This window comes from Kribbella voronezhensis (assembly GCF_004365175.1).
Classification (GTDB): domain Bacteria; phylum Actinomycetota; class Actinomycetes; order Propionibacteriales; family Kribbellaceae; genus Kribbella; species Kribbella voronezhensis.
This window is the reverse complement of sequence record NZ_SOCE01000001.1, coordinates 5,732,281-5,746,909: the sequence shown is the minus strand read 5'-3', so window position 1 is coordinate 5,746,909 and position 14,629 is coordinate 5,732,281. Positions and strand designations below refer to the sequence as shown.

The window sequence follows — 14,629 nt, the reverse complement described above, 5'->3', positions numbered from 1 at the left end:
CTAGATCCCGAAGCACAACCGGTCAGTAACAGACATCACCGCCCGGAGGTGCGGGGTGGGGCTGACTCAGGGGCGGGAGACGTTGTCGGTGTCGGCGGCTGCGGCTACTGCTTTGGCTACCGCGGGGGCGACTCGGGGGTCGAAGGGGGAAGGGATGATGTAGTCGGCTGCGAGGTCCTCGGGGGAGATCAGGTTCGCGAGGGCGTCGGCGGCGGCGAGTTTCATGCCTTCGGTGATGCGGGAGGCGTTGACGTCGAAGGCGCCGCGGAAGATGCCGGGGAACGCGAGCACGTTGTTGATCTGGTTGGGGAAGTCGGAGCGTCCGGTCGCGACCACCGCGGCGTACCGGTGGGCGATGTCCGGGTGGACCTCCGGGTTCGGGTTCGCCAGGGCGAAGATCATCGCTCCGGGCGCCATCCGGGCGATCGCCTCCTCCGGAACCGTGCCGCCGGAGACGCCGAGGAAGACATCGGCGCCGTCCAGGGCGTCCACCAGGCGACCCGACGGCACACCCGTGTCCTTGGCGAGCGAAAGCTTGACCGGGTTGAGGTCCGCGCGATCCTGCGACAGCACGCCCTTGCTGTCGACCACGGCCAGATCGCTGACGCCGGCCTGCAACAGGATCCGCGCACAGGCGACACCGGCAGCACCCGCGCCGGAGATCACCACGCGGATGTCGGAGATCGACTTGCCGGTCAACCGCAGCGCATTGCGAAGAGCGGCCAGTACGACGACCGCCGTACCGTGCTGGTCGTCGTGGAAGACCGGGATGTCCAGCCGTTCCTTCAGCCGGCGCTCGATCTCGAAGCAGCGCGGTGCCGAGATGTCCTCCAGGTTGATGCCACCGAACGACGGCGCCATCCGTACGACGGTCTCGACGAACTCGTCCACGTCGGTGCAGTCCAGCGCGATCGGCACGGAGTCGACGCCACCGAACTCCTTGAACAGCAGGGCTTTGCCCTCCATCACCGGCAGCGACGCGTCCGGCCCGATGTCACCGAGGCCCAGTACTGCGGTGCCGTCGGTGACCACCGCGACCACGTTCGACTTCCAGGTGTACCGGCGGACCAGCGACGGGTCCTCGGCGATCGCGGTACAGACCCGGGCGACGCCGGGCGTGTAGGCCTTCGAGAGATCGTCGGCGTCGGCGACCTTGACCGAGGACGTCACCTCGATCTTGCCGCCGCGGTGCAGGTCGAAGACCGGGTCCCCGGCGTAGGTATCGGCGGAATCGGACGGAAATGGTTCGGCAACCATGGTGACCCTTCGGAACAGATTGTCTACAGAAAGCGAAAACGGCCTGGGCGGTGAGACTCGGGTGCGTCGAGCACCGCCATTGCCACTCGGGGGTCACCCGTTCCCTCAAATTGAACCACATGGCTCACTGGTCTGGTCTGTGAGGCCCCCCACAGCCACCGCCGACACGCCTCGACGGTGACGATCGAGTCTCTTCGGGCATTAGTCGCCGCCAGTCTGCTGCCTGCTGTGTCAGGATGCGGGCAACCGGCCCGGCACCGATCGGGACGGCGTTCCGGAACGAGAAGTCGAGGAGCCCTGCATGATCACCCATACAACTGCCCGCCCGAGCCGAGCCAAGCTCGCCGCCGTAGCGGTCGCCGTCCTGGCGCTCACCGTGTCGGCCTGCGGGAAGGACAACGGCTCCGGCGGGGACGCGGCCAAGCTCGACGGAATCACGCTGGTCCACCCCGGCAAGCTGACCACCTGCACGCACCTGTCGTACAAGCCCTTCGAGTACAAGGAAGGCGCGAAGGTCGTCGGCTTCGACGTCGACCTGCTCGACCTGCTCGCCAAGGATCTCGGCGTGGAGCAGGAAGTGATCAGCATCGAGTGGGCGCAGGTCACCTCCGGCGCGGCGTACCAGGCGAAGAAGTGCGACATGGGGATGGGCGCGATGACGATCACCCCGAGCCGCCAGGCCGCCATCGCGATCAGCGAGCCGTACATGGACGCCTCCCAGGTGCTGCTGGTGAAGAAGGGCGCGCCGTACAAGTCGCTCGCGGACCTCAAGGGCAAGAAGGTCGGCGTGCAGGCCGACACCACCGGGAAGGACTACGCGACCGCGGCGGCCAAGAAGGACGGCTTCGAGGTCGTCGTGTTCAACGACCTCGCGCTGCAGACCAACAGTGTGAAGTCCGGCCGGGTCGATGCCGCGATCAACGACAACGGTGCGCTGTACAACTTCGTCACCGCCAACCCCGACACCGAGGTGGCGACCGAGTTCGACACCGGTGAGAAGTACGGCTTCGCGGCGAAGAAGGGCGACCCGAGCGGCGAGAAGCTGATCAGCAAGTTCAACGAACTGCTGACCAAGGCCAAGTCGGACGGGACCTACAACACGATCTACAAGAAGTGGTTCGGGATTGAGCCGAAGAAGTGAGTAGCGCGAACGTCGAGCCGCGCGACGCCGAACCACGCACGGGGCTGAGCCCGCGGCAACGGTCTCAGCGGTCGCGGGCGATCCAGTACGCGATCCTCGTCGTCATCGTCCTGGTCGCCGCGTTCACCGCGGACTGGGGCCAGATCGCCACCGTCTTCTTCAAGCCGTCGCTGATCAAGTCGGCGTTCGAGAGCGGGCTGCCGACCGCCTTCCTGAAGACGATCGAGTACACGATCGGTGCCTTCGTCATCGGGTTGCTCGGCGGCACCCTGCTCGCCCTGATGCGGCTCAGCTCGGTCGGCCCGTACCGGTGGATCGCCACGGTCTACATCGAGTTCTTCCGCGGCCTGCCCGCGATCGTGGTGTTCGTCGCGTTCAGCCTGCTGCCGTTGGCGTTCGCGAACCTGGTGATCCCGTTCGATCCGTACGGCACGGTCTGGTCCGCGCTCGGGATCGTGTCCGCGGCGTACATGGCCGAGGTGATCCGGGCCGGCATCCAGGCGGTCCCCAAGGGCCAGCTCGAGGCGGCCCGGTCGCTCGGCATGCCGCTCGGTCTCGCGACCCGCAAGATCGTGCTGCCGCAGGCGTTCCGGATCGTGCTGCCGCCGCTGGCCAACGACCTGATCCTGCTGGTCAAGGACTCGTCCCTGGTGTTCATCATCGGTACGTCGGCGGGCGATTTCGAGCTCACCGGGTTCGGCCGGGACCTGGCCAACACCGAGTCCAACCTGACCCCGCTGGTGACCGCGGGCTTCTGCTATCTGATCATCACGCTGCCGCTGGGCCTGCTGGTCCGCCGGCTGGAGGCCAAGGCTGCGAGGGCACGCTGATGACCGAGCTCATCGAGATCAAGAACCTGAACAAGTCGTTCGGCACCAACCACGTCCTGCGCGGGATCGACTTCACCGTCAGCCAGGGCGAGGTCGTCTGCGTGATCGGGCCGTCGGGTTCGGGCAAGTCGACGCTGCTGCGCTGCGTGAACCTGCTCGAACAGCCCGAAGAGGGCCAGGTGTTCGTCCGTGGTGAGGACATCACCGACCGCGACTGCCACCTGGACGACGCCCGCAAGCACATCGGGATGGTCTTCCAGCAGTTCAACCTGTTCCCGCACCTGAACGTGCTGGCCAACTGCACGATCGCGCAGACGACGGTGCTCAGGCGCAGCGCGGCCGAGGCCGAGCAGGTCGCCCGGGCGAACCTCGACCGGGTCGGGCTGAACGACAAGGTGACCGCCTACCCGGCGCAGTTGTCGGGCGGCCAGCAGCAACGGGTCGCGATCGCCCGGGCGCTGTCGATGGACCCGGCCGTGATGCTGTTCGACGAACCGACCTCGGCACTCGACCCCGAACTGGTCGGCGACGTGCTGACGGTGATGCGCAAGCTCGCCCTGGACGGGATGACGATGCTCGTGGTCACCCACGAGATGGCGTTCGCCCGCGAGGTGGCCGACCGGGTCGTCTTCATGGACGACGGCGTGATCGTCGAGCAGGGCCCACCGGCCGAGGTGATCGGCAACCCGTCCCACGAGCGCACCCGGGTCTTCTTGAAGCGTGTGCTCGATCCCACTCATGTCGAGCCGACCTGAGCAGTTCGGCTGTGTTTAGATGCGGGCCAACAAACCCCTGAGTTGGAGGACCAGAGATGTTTCCCCTACGTACGACGCTGGCGATCTGCGGCGTCTTGGTTCTCTCGGCCGCAGGCTGCGGTTCGGACACCCTGTCCGGCGGCAGCTCGCCGTCGAACTCGGCTCCGGCCAGTACGCCGACCGCCTCGGCCTCGGTGGACCCGGCGCTCGCCGCCGCCCTGCCGGCCAAGATCAAGGCGGCCGGGAAGATCGTGGTCGGCGTCGATGCGACCTACCCGCCGAACGAGTTCCTCCAAGGCGGCAAGACCGTCGCCGGGATGGACGTCGACGTGTTCGACGCCGTGGCGGCCAAGTTCGGCGTGAAGGTGGACTGGCAGCCGTCCGCGTTCGACTCGATCATCACCGGCGTCCAGGGTGGCAAGTACGACATGGGTATCTCGTCGTTCACCATCAACGCCAAGCGCAAGCAGCAGGTCAACATGGTCAGCTACTTCAACGCCGGGACGCAGTGGGCCACCGCCGCCGGTAACCCGAAGGGCGTCGACCCGAACAACGCCTGCGGTAAGAACATCGCCGTCCAGAAGGGCACCACGCAGCTCGAGGACGACATCCCGGTCAAGCAGCAGAAGTGCACCGCGGCCGGCAAGCCGAAGATCAACCTGCTGGTCCGGGAGAAGCAGGACCAGGCGACCGCCGACGTCGCGACCGGCAAGGCCGACGCGATGCTGGCCGACTCCCCGGTCGTCCTGTACGCCGCCAAGCAGTCGCAGGGCAAGGTCGTCGCGCTCGGCGACATCTACGACGCGGCGCCGTACGGGTACGTCGTACCGAAGGCGGAGACCGAGTTCGCGCAGGCGATCGCCAAGGCGCTGACCGCGATCGCCGCGGACGGCAGCTACAAGGCCGCGCTGGCCAAGTGGGGCAACGAGTCCGGCGCGGTCAGCACCTTCGCGGTCAACCCCTGACATGGCCGGCAGCACTGAGCCGACCCCGGCCCAGGCGCCGGTGACCACGGACCGGCCCGGCCTGATCAAGGCCGTGCCGGTCCGGCACCCGGGCCGCTGGCTGGGGATCGCCGTCGTCGCCGTCCTGGCCGCGATGTTCGTCCACCTGCTGGTGACGAACAAGGCCTTCGAGTGGCACTTCGTCTTCGAGGCGATGAACCAGAAGCCGGTCATCAACGGCTTCCTGAAAGGCACCCTGCTGGTGACCGCGCTGGCGATGATCGTCGGCGTCAGCGGCGGCGTGCTGTTCGCGGTGATGCGGCTGTCGCCCAACCCGGTGCTGTCCGGGGTGGCGTGGCTGTTCACCTGGTTCTTCCGCAGCGTGCCGCGGCTCGTGCTGCTGACCACGATGGGCGCGCTGGGAATCCTGTTCCAGAAGGGCCTGTCGTTCGGCGTACCGTTCGACTGGAAGATCATGGACTGGCTCGGGCTGTCCGGTGACCTGCGGTTCGCCACGGTCAACGCGAACACGGTGTTCTCCGGCCTGGTCGGCGGCGTGATCGGTCTCGGCCTGAGCGAGGCCGCCTACATGGCCGAGATCGCCCGGGCCGGCATCCTCAGCGTCGATCCCGGCCAGGCCGAGGCCGCGCAGGCGCTCGGGATGAGCCGCGGCAAGGTGATGCGGCGAGTGGTGCTGCCGCAGGCGATGCGGGTGATCGTGCCGCCGACCGGCAACGAGACCATCGCGATGCTGAAGGACACCTCGCTGCTGATCGGCCTGCCGGTGATCACCGAGCTCTTCTACCAACTGCAGTCGATCGGCAGCCAGTACTACAAGACCTTCCCGATCATGGTGGCCGCGACCTTGTACTACCTGGCCGCGACGAGTGTGCTGATGGTGGGCCAGTACTTCCTGGAGCGGCGGTTCGGCCGCGGCTTCGGCGGCGGCCCGGGGCGCGCGCCGAAACCGGCCGGGGTGGAGACGATCTGATGAGCGATCCGTTGGTACGTGCAGTCAACGTCACCAAGTCCTTTCATCACCAGGAGGTGCTGAAGGGCATCGACCTGGAGGTGGACACCGGCCAGGTGGTCTGCCTGCTCGGTCCGTCCGGGTCCGGCAAGACCACCTTCCTGCGGTGTGTGAACCAGCTCGAGGGCATCGACGGCGGCCGGATCTGGGTCGACGGCGACCTGATCGGGTACGCCGAGCGCAACGGCAAGCTGTACAAGCTGAAGGACAAGGAGATCGCGGCCCAGCGGCGCGAGATCGGGATGGTCTTCCAGCGGTTCAACCTGTTCCCGCACATGACCGCGCTGGAGAACGTGGCCGAGGCGCCGGTCCAGGTCAAGGGCGAGTCGCGGGCGGCAGCCCGGCACCGCGCCCAGGAGCTGCTCGACCGGGTCGGCCTCGGCGACCGCGGTACGGCGTACCCGGCGCAGTTGTCCGGCGGTCAGCAGCAGCGGGTGGCGATCGCCCGGGCACTGGCGATGCAGCCGAAGCTGATGCTGTTCGACGAGCCGACGTCCGCGCTCGACCCCGAACTGGTCGGCGAGGTGCTGGCCGTGATCAAGGAACTGGCCGGCGAAGGGATGACGATGATCGTGGTCACCCACGAGATGTCGTTCGCCCGGGAGGTCGCCGACACGGTCGTCTTCATGGACGGCGGCGTGGTGGTCGAGGCCGGTCCGCCGAGCCAGGTGATCGGCGACCCGCAGCACCAGCGCACGAAGACCTTCCTGACCAGGTTACGGTCGGAACAGCACAACTTGTGAGTCGTGGACGATCGTCGTCCGCCAGGGGAGGCACAGCACTGTGAGCAGCACCGGACGACCCGCCGAGGTCCGCCTCAGCATTCCCGCCGACGGCGCCTACATCGCCGTACCGCGGTCCGTGGTCGGCAACCTGGCGGCCCGGAACAACTTCACCGTGGACGAGATCGACGATCTGCGGATCGCCGTCGACGAGGCCTGCGCCCTGCTGCTCCCGCAGGCCACCGACGGCGTCCTGGACTGCGTGTTCCAGATCGACCCGCCGCTGATGCGGGTCAGCACGTCCGCCCTGGTGCCGAACGACTGGAAGCCGGACACCGGCTCCTTCGGCTGGACCGTGCTGACGGCGCTGGTGGAGTCCGTCGCGGCCGAGACCGTCGACGGGCGGCTGACGATCACGGTGACCTCCTCGGCGACGGCGGCGGAGAAGGCGTGACCGAGGAACGCACTCCCGGCGTCGCCCGGGAGCCAACCGAGCTACGTACCCGCACCGCCGAACTGTTCGCCGCGATGGCGTCGGCGAAGGCCGGCGATCCGGCGCACATCCTGGCCCGCGACGGCCTGGTCGCGCTGCACATGCCGCTGGTCGAGCACCTGGCCCGCCGGTTCCGCAACCGCGGCGAGCCGTACGACGACCTCGTCCAGGTGGCCACGATCGGCCTGATCAAGGCGGTGGACCGGTTCGACTCCGATCGCGGGGTCGAGTTCTCGACGTACGCGACGCCGACCATCCTCGGCGAGATCAAGCGGTACTTCCGGGACAAGGGCTGGGCGATCCGGGTCCCGCGCCGGCTCCAGGAGCTGCGGTTGTCGCTGACCGCGGCGACGGCCGAGCTGACCCAGGAGCTGGGCCGCGCCCCGACGGTCGCCGAGCTGTCCGACCGGCTCGGGCTCGCACCTGACCTCGTCATCGAGGGGCTGGAGTCGGCGAACGCCTACAACACCCTCTCGCTGGACGCCCCGGACCAGAACGAGGCCGACGCCACGACCGTCCTGGACGGCCTCGGCGGCGAGGACGAGGCGCTGGAGAGCGTCGAGTACCGCGAGTCGCTGAAACCGCTGCTGGCCCAGCTGGAGACCCGGGAGAAGCGGATTCTGACGCTGCGGTTCTTCCGCGGGATGACGCAGTCCCAGATCGCCGAGGAGATCGGCATCTCCCAGATGCACGTCTCCCGTCTGCTCGCCCGCACCCTCACCGAGCTCAGAGCAGGCCTGCTGAAGGAATAGCTAAAGGACGGGGTGGTCCTTGGTGGGGTCGTCGGTGAGGGCCTCCATCGAGACCTTCTGGAAGACGCCGGCCAGTACGCCGACGGCCGCGACGGCGAGCACCACCGAGACCGCCTTGGTGCCGCCGCCCCAGAAGCTGTAGGCCATGAACAGCTGGATCAGCTGCGCGAAGACGGCCGGCCCCCTGCTCCACGCGGAGGTCCGGTAGAGACCACGTGCCACCAGCAGCAGGCCCCCGCCGTACAGGATCAGGAACGCGGCCGTGGTCACACCCAGTACGAGCCGGTCACTGTCGATCTTCAAGACTTCGACAATTCCGAGAACGGCGACCACAAGGCCTTCCGCTGCGACCACGGCCGCGGCTAGCTTGAGCGGACGTGGGGCGGATGGTGACGTTGCATCTGTCGGCACGTTCCGAGCCTACCGATCCGGGTCGGAGAACTTCGGCCCCACCGGGATTCGAGGTTCTGCGTAACCCCAGGGCTTCTGGATCGGTTACTTGCAGTGAACGGGTGATCGCAACAAGACTTCCTCGTCCGTTATCCGGACGCGGTAAACCGCTGTGCACCGGTTCGGAGTGTTAAGGAAGTGTTGTGATCGGATCGACAAGTCCAGAACCCTTGTTTCGTCCACGCGGGATTGGGAACATGGAGTCGTTCGTGAAAACGTTCACAACGCTCGCACCAACCCCCGTGCGATTACAGGCACGCTGATCGGGCACAGACCAGGCCATCAGCGTAGACAAACTACTGAGAGAGATGGGATCCGCCATGGATTGGCGCCACCGGGCCGTTTGCCTCGATGAGGACCCGGAACTGTTCTTCCCCATCGGCAACACCGGGCCCGCGATCATGCAGATCGAGGAGGCCAAGCAGGTGTGCCGTCGCTGCGACGTACGAGAGCAGTGCCTTGCCTGGGCACTGGAGGCCGGCCAGGACCACGGTGTCTGGGGTGGCCTGAGTGAGGACGAGCGACGCGCTCTGAAGCGCCGCAACGCCCGCGCTCGCATCCGCACCGCCTGACGCGACCGACGAAGACGGCCCCGCGGGATCCGCGGGGCCTTTCGATTTTCCAGGCCTTTCAGTCCTTGACCGGGATGTCGAGCACGACCGTCGTTCCATGCCCGCCGTCGTGGCGGGGACCGAACTCCAGGACGCCGTCGAGCTCGCCGATCACCAGGGTGCGCACGATCGACAGCCCCAGATTCCCCGACGTCTCGGAATCGAAGCCGGCTGGTAGTCCGTGCCCGTCATCGGTCACGACGACCCGCAGCCGCCCGACCGATCGTTGCGCCTCCAGCACGATCTCGCCGGCCGCATCGTCTTCCCGGCCGCCGAACGCGTGCTCCACCGAGTTCTGCATCAACTCGGTCAGTACCATCGCCAGCGGCGTGGCCACCTCGGAGTCCAGAACGCCGAAACTGCCGGTACGCCGGGTCACCACCTGCGTCGCCACGGTCGACACGTCGGCGACCATCGCCGCCACCCGGTCGGCCACGTCGTCGAAGTCCACGTGCTCGTCGAAGGATTCGGACAGTGTCTCGTGCACGATCGCGATCGATCCCACTCTGCGGACCGCTTCGGACAAGGCGGCCTGCGCCTCTGGCACGGTGATGCGCCTTGCCTGCATCCGGAGTAACGCGGCGACCGTCTGCAAGTTGTTCTTGACGCGATGATGAATCTCCCGGATGGTCGCCTCCTTGGTGACCAGTTCCCGCTCCCGGCTGCGCAGCTCCGTCACGTCCCGGAGCAGGATCAGGGCGCCCACGTGCTCGCCCTCGGCGCGCAACGGGATCGCGCGCAGGAACAGCGTCGCCTCCGGGTTCTCGATCTCGATCTCCTGGGCGGCCCGGCCGGTGACCACCGAGGCCAGCACGTCGTCGACCTTGCGGCCGCTGTTGATCAGTTCGGCGGTGATGTCCTTGAGCCGGCTGCCGACCAGGTCGGTGACGAGCCCCATCCGGCGGTAGGCGGACAACGCATTGGGGCTGGCGAACGTCACCATGCCGTGCCGATCGACCCGAATACACCCGTCCCCGACCCGTGGGGTGGTCGAGAGCAGCCGCTCCCCGCCGTACGGGAAGATGCCGTCGGTGATCATCCGGGCCAGGTCGGTGGCGCTCTGCAGGTAGGCGATCTCCAGCCGCGACGGGGTCCGGACGCCGAGCAGGTTCGTGTTGCGCGCGATCACGGCGATCACCCGGTCGCCGCGGCGGACCGGGATGGTCTCGACCCGGACCGGGACGTCGTCGCGCCACTCCGGATCGCCCTCGCGGCAGATCCGGCCGCCGTCGTAGGCCTGGTCCAGCAGCGGCCGCCGGTCGCGCGGGATGAAACTGCCGACGATGTCGTCCAGGTACGCCGTGGGCCCGGTGGTCGGCCGCATCTGCGCACCGGCCCAGAACCCGAGTCCCTCGGTGTCCGGCAACCAGAGCACCAGATCGGCGAACGACAGGTCGGCCAGCATCTGCCAGTCGGAGACCAGCAGCTGCAGCCGGTCCAGGTCGGCGGAGTCCAGCGTGGTGTGGTTCCGCGCCACATCGGTCAAAGACGGCACGGACCCGAGCCTAGTGCCTCGCGTCGGAGGGCCTGGCTCGACAGATCGCCCGGATGGGTGTTGATTGTTCGGATCCAAGTGAAAGGATGCTTCGGTGGAGTCGACGTACTGGCAGGACGTGATGGCCGCGGACTACGCGGTACCGCGCGACCGGGCGCTGACCGACCTCACCGAGGAACTGGTCCGGGGACTGGCCAGTACCAACCCGCAGATCCGGGACGCGCTGGCCTACCCGACGCTGGCCACCTGGCTCGAGCGCGGCATCTACGACGACCTGCTGCCCGGCTTCGGTGACGGTCTCTGCGCCGGTCTCGCCTACGGTCTCGGCGAGGACGGCACCGACACGGTGTTCCGGCGCTCGTTCACCGCGCTGACGCTGGCGGAGGTGATCCACCGCGACAACGCCGAGTTCCTCGTGCACGACGAGGTGGTGATGCGCTGGGGCGACCGGCTGGCCACCTGGCTGCTGCGCGAGCGCGACCTGCGCGGGTACGTCGCCGACTGTGGCTGGGCCCATGCCGTGGCGCACGGTGCCGACGCGATCGGTGCGCTGGCCAGGTCCCGGCACTGCGACGCCGGCGTACTGCGTGCGCTCCTCGACGTACTGGCCGACAGGATCGTGAAGGACACCCCGTATCGCTGGGTCCACGAGGAGCACGACCGGGTCGCCCATGCGGTGATGACGATCCTGCACCGGAACATGCTGACCACCGACGAGCTGGAGCGCTGGCTCAAGCCGATCGCGGCGACCGCGGCCCAGCAGCCGTTGATGCACGAGACACTGCCGGAGTGGCCGACGCCGAACGTGTTCAACGCCCGCGGCGTCCTGCACGTGCTGCTCAGTCAGCTGGCGATCGGGGTGAAGGGCTTCCCGATCCCGGGTGACGACGAGCTGTTCGGGCGGGCGATCGAGGCCCGGGCCGACATGTTGCTGATGCTCACCGAGGCCGTCCGTTCGTCCCAGCCGTACATCTACCGGCCGGCCGCGAACCAGTCGTAGTACAGGCGGTCAGCTCTTCGGTACGGCGACGTGCGCGATCACCGCGCGATGGTCGGTGCCGGCGATCTTGTACGTCGTGAACTTGCCCGGCTTGATCCCGGTGGTGATCACCACGTGGTCGATCTGGGTCTGGGCCAGCGTGATCCGGTCCGACGGCCAGGTGCCGGAAAGGCCCGCCCCCACCGAGGGCGCCACGCTTCGGCAGCGATCGCCGAGCGCCTGCCGGAAGTCGTAGTGGTCGTTGGTCGCGTTGAAGTCGCCGGCCAGGATCGTCGGCCGGTCCTGGCGGCACCAGCCCTTCACCACCTCGAGATCCCGCTTCCAGGTGGTCACTTCGGACGGTAGCGGCGGATAGCCGTGGTACACGATCAACCGCAGCTTCCCCAGCGTTCCGCCGGTCACGATGATGTGGCCGAACTGGGTGCTGGTCTGCTGCACCGGCCCGATCGTCTCCGCACCCGGTTCGCCCGCGCCCGGCTTGAGCTGGGTCGAGTTCACCTTGCCGGTGTCGAGCTTCTCCGAATCGAACTGGACGTCACCGAGCGTCGACGACACCAGCACACTGGTCGCACTCTCGACCGCCGCGTTCGCCTGCTGGGTGAAGCCGTGGTAGGTCAGCCCCTCCAGGTGATCCTGGATCTCCTGCCGTACGTCGACCTGTGCCTCCGGCAACGAGACGAGGTCCGGCCGCTGCTCCTTGATCAACCGGGCCACCTCCTTCGCGTCCGCGCCTCCACCGAGCACGTTCGCCACCATGATCGTGAGCGCCCGGGACCCGGGCGGAGGCGGCGTCGGATCGGAGAACACCCGCGGCGCGATCAACCCCATCCCGGCCAGCGACAACAGGCAGACCAGTACCGCGGCCAGCCGCCAGCCGCGCCGGATCAGCATCAACAGGCCCACGAGCAGCACCAGAACCAGCGCCTGCGGCCGGAACGCGACCAGTTGCGCAAAGGGGCTGACCGCCTCCAATCCGTACAGCTCGGGATAGAGCGGCAGGGCAACGACCAGCAGGAACAGGACCGACAGGACGACCCGCCGCAACTTCCATCCCGCATCTGAGTCCATGGCCCACCCTGAAGGTCTAGTGTCCTGTGTCGGCGAACGGTAGCGTCCTGCGTTGCGCCTTTTGTCCCGAGGAGGTAGCTGTGTCCAAATTGGCCGCGGTCAGACCCGCTTACTGGATCGCCGGCATCCTGCTGGCCCTGTCGGTCGTCGTACCGCTTCTAGTCTCCACCTATGCCAAGGACGAACCCAGGCTGTGGGGATTCCCCTTCTTCTACTGGTACCAGCTGATGTGGGTGTTCGTCTCGGCGATCACCGTGAGCATTTCCTATCGCCTGGTCCTCGGCGAGGAACGCCGGCGACGTGCCGCTCTGGGCCTCGACACGGGCCCCGAAAGCGATCGCGACGCCGGCCGTGACGCCGCTGCTGCCAAGGAGGCCGAGAAGTGAACACTCATGTCGACTGGGTCCAGCTGACCATCGTCATCATCATCTTCGCCGCGGTGACGGTCATGGGCTTCATGGCCGCGCGCTGGCGGCGTACGGGCGCTCTGGAAAGCCTGGACGAGTGGGGGTTGGGTGGTCGCGGCTTCGGCACGTTCATCACCTGGTTCCTCCTCGGCGGCGACCTCTACACGGCGTACACGTTCGTCGCTGTGCCGGCCGCGATGTACGCGACCGGGGCGGTCAGCGGCTTCTTCGCCGTGCCCTACACGATCGTGGTCTACCCCATCATCTTCGTGTTCATGTCCCGGTTGTGGTCGGTCGCGCACCGCAACGGTTACGTGACTCCGGCGGACTTCGTCGGCGGCCGGTACGGCAGCCGCGGGCTTTCGCTCGCGGTGGCGGTCACCGGCATCCTGGCGACGATGCCGTACATCGCGCTGCAGCTCGTCGGTATGCAGGCCGTCTTCGAGACGATGGGCCTCGGCGGCAGCAACACGCTGGCCAAGGACCTGCCGCTGCTGATCGCGTTCGCGGTACTGGCGGCGTACACGTACTCCTCCGGTCTGCGCGCCCCGGCGATGATCGCGTTCGTCAAGGACGGCCTGATCTACCTGGTGATCGGGGTCGCCATCATCTACCTGCCGCATGTGCTCGGTGGCTGGGACACGATCTTCGACGCCGCGAAGACCAAGATGACCACGCCGAACCCGACGACGGGCAAGCCGACCGGCGCCTTCATTCCCGGCGCGAGCGGCTACTCGGCGTACTGGACCCTCGCGCTCGGTTCGGCGATGGCGTTGTTCATGTACCCGCACTCGGTCACCGCCGTGCTCTCCACGAAGAACCGCAACGTGGTACGGCGTAATGCCGCGATCCTGCCGGCCTATTCGCTCCTGCTCGGTCTGCTCGCGCTGCTCGGGTTCATGGCGATCACCGCGAAGGTGAACGTGAAGGGCCTGGACGGGCTGGCCAACCCGCAGCTGGCGATCCCGCGGCTGTTCGACCAGGAGTTCCCGTCGTGGTTCGCCGGCATCGCCTTCGCGGCGATCGCGGTGGGTGCGCTGGTGCCGGCGGCGATCATGTCGATCGCGGCGGCGAACCTGTTCACCCGCAACATCTACCGCGACTTCATCAAGCGCGACGCCACGCCGGCCCAGGAGGCCAAGGTGTCCAAGCTCGCGTCGCTGGTGGTGAAGTTCGGCGCGCTGATCTTCGTGCTCGCGATGGACAAGACGATCGCGCTGAACCTGCAACTGCTGGGTGGGATCTGGATCCTGCAGACGTTCCCGGCGATCGTCGGCGGTCTGTTCACCCGCTGGTTCCACCGGTGGGCATTGCTGGCCGGTTGGGCCGTCGCGATGGTGTACGGCACGATCACGGCGTACCGGGTGGTCAACCCGGCCACCAAGAAGCACTTCGGTGGCTCGCTGTCGAACTTCCCGTTCACCGACAAGCAGGTGTACATCGCGCTGACCTCGTTCGTCATCAACCTGTTGGTGGTGATCGTGCTGACGCTGATCTTCCGGGCTCTGAAGGTTGCCGCGGGCGTCGACTCGACCCACCCGACGGACTACGTCGCCGACGCCGGCGACCCGGGCGTGAAGGATCTGCCGGACATCCTTGACGGCGAAGGAGCGGCGCCCGCCAAGGCGTAGTACGGAACGCAGCGTGATCGACACGACACGCACAGGAGTGCGC

General features: G+C 67.4%; 16 protein-coding genes. 12 read left to right on the top strand and 4 right to left on the bottom strand.

The features are described from left to right. Window positions 1-66 precede the first annotated feature (66 nt). Window positions 67-1,257 carry an NAD(P)-dependent malic enzyme gene (locus EV138_RS26855; RefSeq protein ID WP_133981515.1) on the bottom strand — a complete coding sequence of 397 codons (1,191 nt, stop codon included), beginning with the start codon at window positions 1,255-1,257 and terminating at the stop codon, window positions 67-69. A 301-nt stretch (window positions 1,258-1,558) separates the two neighbouring features. Between EV138_RS26855 and EV138_RS26850 the strand changes: the two genes are divergently transcribed. From EV138_RS26850 to EV138_RS26815, 8 genes are read left to right on the top strand one after another with little or no spacing between them, the layout of a single operon-like run. After that, complete coding sequence (locus EV138_RS26850; protein WP_133981514.1) at window positions 1,559-2,398, top strand: ABC transporter substrate-binding protein; 840 nt, start codon at window positions 1,559-1,561, stop codon at window positions 2,396-2,398. Next, the gene (locus EV138_RS26845; RefSeq protein WP_133981513.1) at window positions 2,395-3,228 is read left to right on the top strand and encodes an amino acid ABC transporter permease; all 834 of its coding nucleotides are present in this window, start codon (window positions 2,395-2,397) and stop codon (window positions 3,226-3,228) included. The genes EV138_RS26850 and EV138_RS26845 overlap by 4 nt, the downstream gene beginning before the upstream one ends. Continuing rightward, window positions 3,228-3,983 (top strand): amino acid ABC transporter ATP-binding protein, encoded by a 756-nt coding sequence (locus EV138_RS26840; protein WP_133981512.1) that lies wholly within the window; start codon window positions 3,228-3,230, stop codon window positions 3,981-3,983. Before EV138_RS26845 ends, EV138_RS26840 begins: the two co-directional genes overlap by 1 nt. A gap of 56 nt (window positions 3,984-4,039) precedes the next feature. Further along, entirely contained in the window at window positions 4,040-4,948 is a 909-nt protein-coding gene (locus EV138_RS26835) for an ABC transporter substrate-binding protein (protein ID WP_133981511.1), read from the top strand. Between the two features lies 1 nt (window position 4,949). Next, a complete protein-coding gene (locus EV138_RS26830; protein ID WP_133981510.1) occupies window positions 4,950-5,918 on the top strand; it encodes an amino acid ABC transporter permease in 969 nt (322 codons plus the stop codon). Beyond that, a complete protein-coding gene (locus EV138_RS26825) occupies window positions 5,918-6,700 on the top strand; it encodes an amino acid ABC transporter ATP-binding protein (RefSeq protein ID WP_133981509.1) in 783 nt (260 codons plus the stop codon). The genes EV138_RS26830 and EV138_RS26825 overlap by 1 nt, the downstream gene beginning before the upstream one ends. 40 nt (window positions 6,701-6,740) lie before the next feature. Further along, on the top strand, window positions 6,741-7,133 hold the full coding sequence (locus tag EV138_RS26820; RefSeq protein WP_133981508.1) for an anti-sigma regulatory factor: 393 nt from the start codon (window positions 6,741-6,743) through the stop codon (window positions 7,131-7,133). Continuing rightward, window positions 7,130-7,924: an RNA polymerase sigma factor SigF gene (locus tag EV138_RS26815; protein WP_133981507.1), complete on the top strand. Its 795-nt coding sequence runs from the start codon at window positions 7,130-7,132 to the stop codon at window positions 7,922-7,924. Before EV138_RS26820 ends, EV138_RS26815 begins: the two co-directional genes overlap by 4 nt. Here EV138_RS26815 and EV138_RS26810 read toward each other — a convergent pair whose 3' ends face one another. Further along, window positions 7,925-8,227 (bottom strand): hypothetical protein, encoded by a 303-nt coding sequence (locus tag EV138_RS26810; protein ID WP_133981506.1) that lies wholly within the window; start codon window positions 8,225-8,227, stop codon window positions 7,925-7,927. Between the two features lie 467 nt (window positions 8,228-8,694). Here EV138_RS26810 and EV138_RS26805 point away from each other — a divergent pair, with 467 nt between their 5' ends. Continuing rightward, window positions 8,695-8,946 carry a WhiB family transcriptional regulator gene (locus tag EV138_RS26805; protein ID WP_012922773.1) on the top strand — a complete coding sequence of 84 codons (252 nt, stop codon included), beginning with the start codon at window positions 8,695-8,697 and terminating at the stop codon, window positions 8,944-8,946. A 58-nt stretch (window positions 8,947-9,004) separates the two neighbouring features. On the opposite strand, the gene EV138_RS26800 is transcribed toward EV138_RS26805, so the two are convergent. Continuing rightward, window positions 9,005-10,480 (bottom strand): sensor histidine kinase, encoded by a 1,476-nt coding sequence (locus tag EV138_RS26800; protein ID WP_133981505.1) that lies wholly within the window; start codon window positions 10,478-10,480, stop codon window positions 9,005-9,007. A 94-nt stretch (window positions 10,481-10,574) separates the two neighbouring features. Here EV138_RS26800 and EV138_RS26795 point away from each other — a divergent pair, with 94 nt between their 5' ends. Then, complete coding sequence (locus EV138_RS26795; protein ID WP_133981504.1) at window positions 10,575-11,480, top strand: DUF2785 domain-containing protein; 906 nt, start codon at window positions 10,575-10,577, stop codon at window positions 11,478-11,480. A gap of 9 nt (window positions 11,481-11,489) precedes the next feature. Here EV138_RS26795 and EV138_RS26790 read toward each other — a convergent pair whose 3' ends face one another. After that, window positions 11,490-12,548 carry an endonuclease/exonuclease/phosphatase family protein gene (locus EV138_RS26790; RefSeq protein ID WP_133981503.1) on the bottom strand — a complete coding sequence of 353 codons (1,059 nt, stop codon included), beginning with the start codon at window positions 12,546-12,548 and terminating at the stop codon, window positions 11,490-11,492. Window positions 12,549-12,628: 80 nt separating this feature from the next. On the opposite strand from EV138_RS26790, the gene EV138_RS26785 reads away from it, so the two are divergent. Beyond that, on the top strand, window positions 12,629-12,934 hold the full coding sequence (locus EV138_RS26785; RefSeq protein WP_133981502.1) for a DUF3311 domain-containing protein: 306 nt from the start codon (window positions 12,629-12,631) through the stop codon (window positions 12,932-12,934). A gap of 62 nt (window positions 12,935-12,996) precedes the next feature. Next, window positions 12,997-14,586 carry a monocarboxylate uptake permease MctP gene (gene mctP, locus EV138_RS26780; RefSeq protein WP_202866962.1) on the top strand — a complete coding sequence of 530 codons (1,590 nt, stop codon included), beginning with the start codon at window positions 12,997-12,999 and terminating at the stop codon, window positions 14,584-14,586. Window positions 14,587-14,629 lie beyond the last annotated feature (43 nt).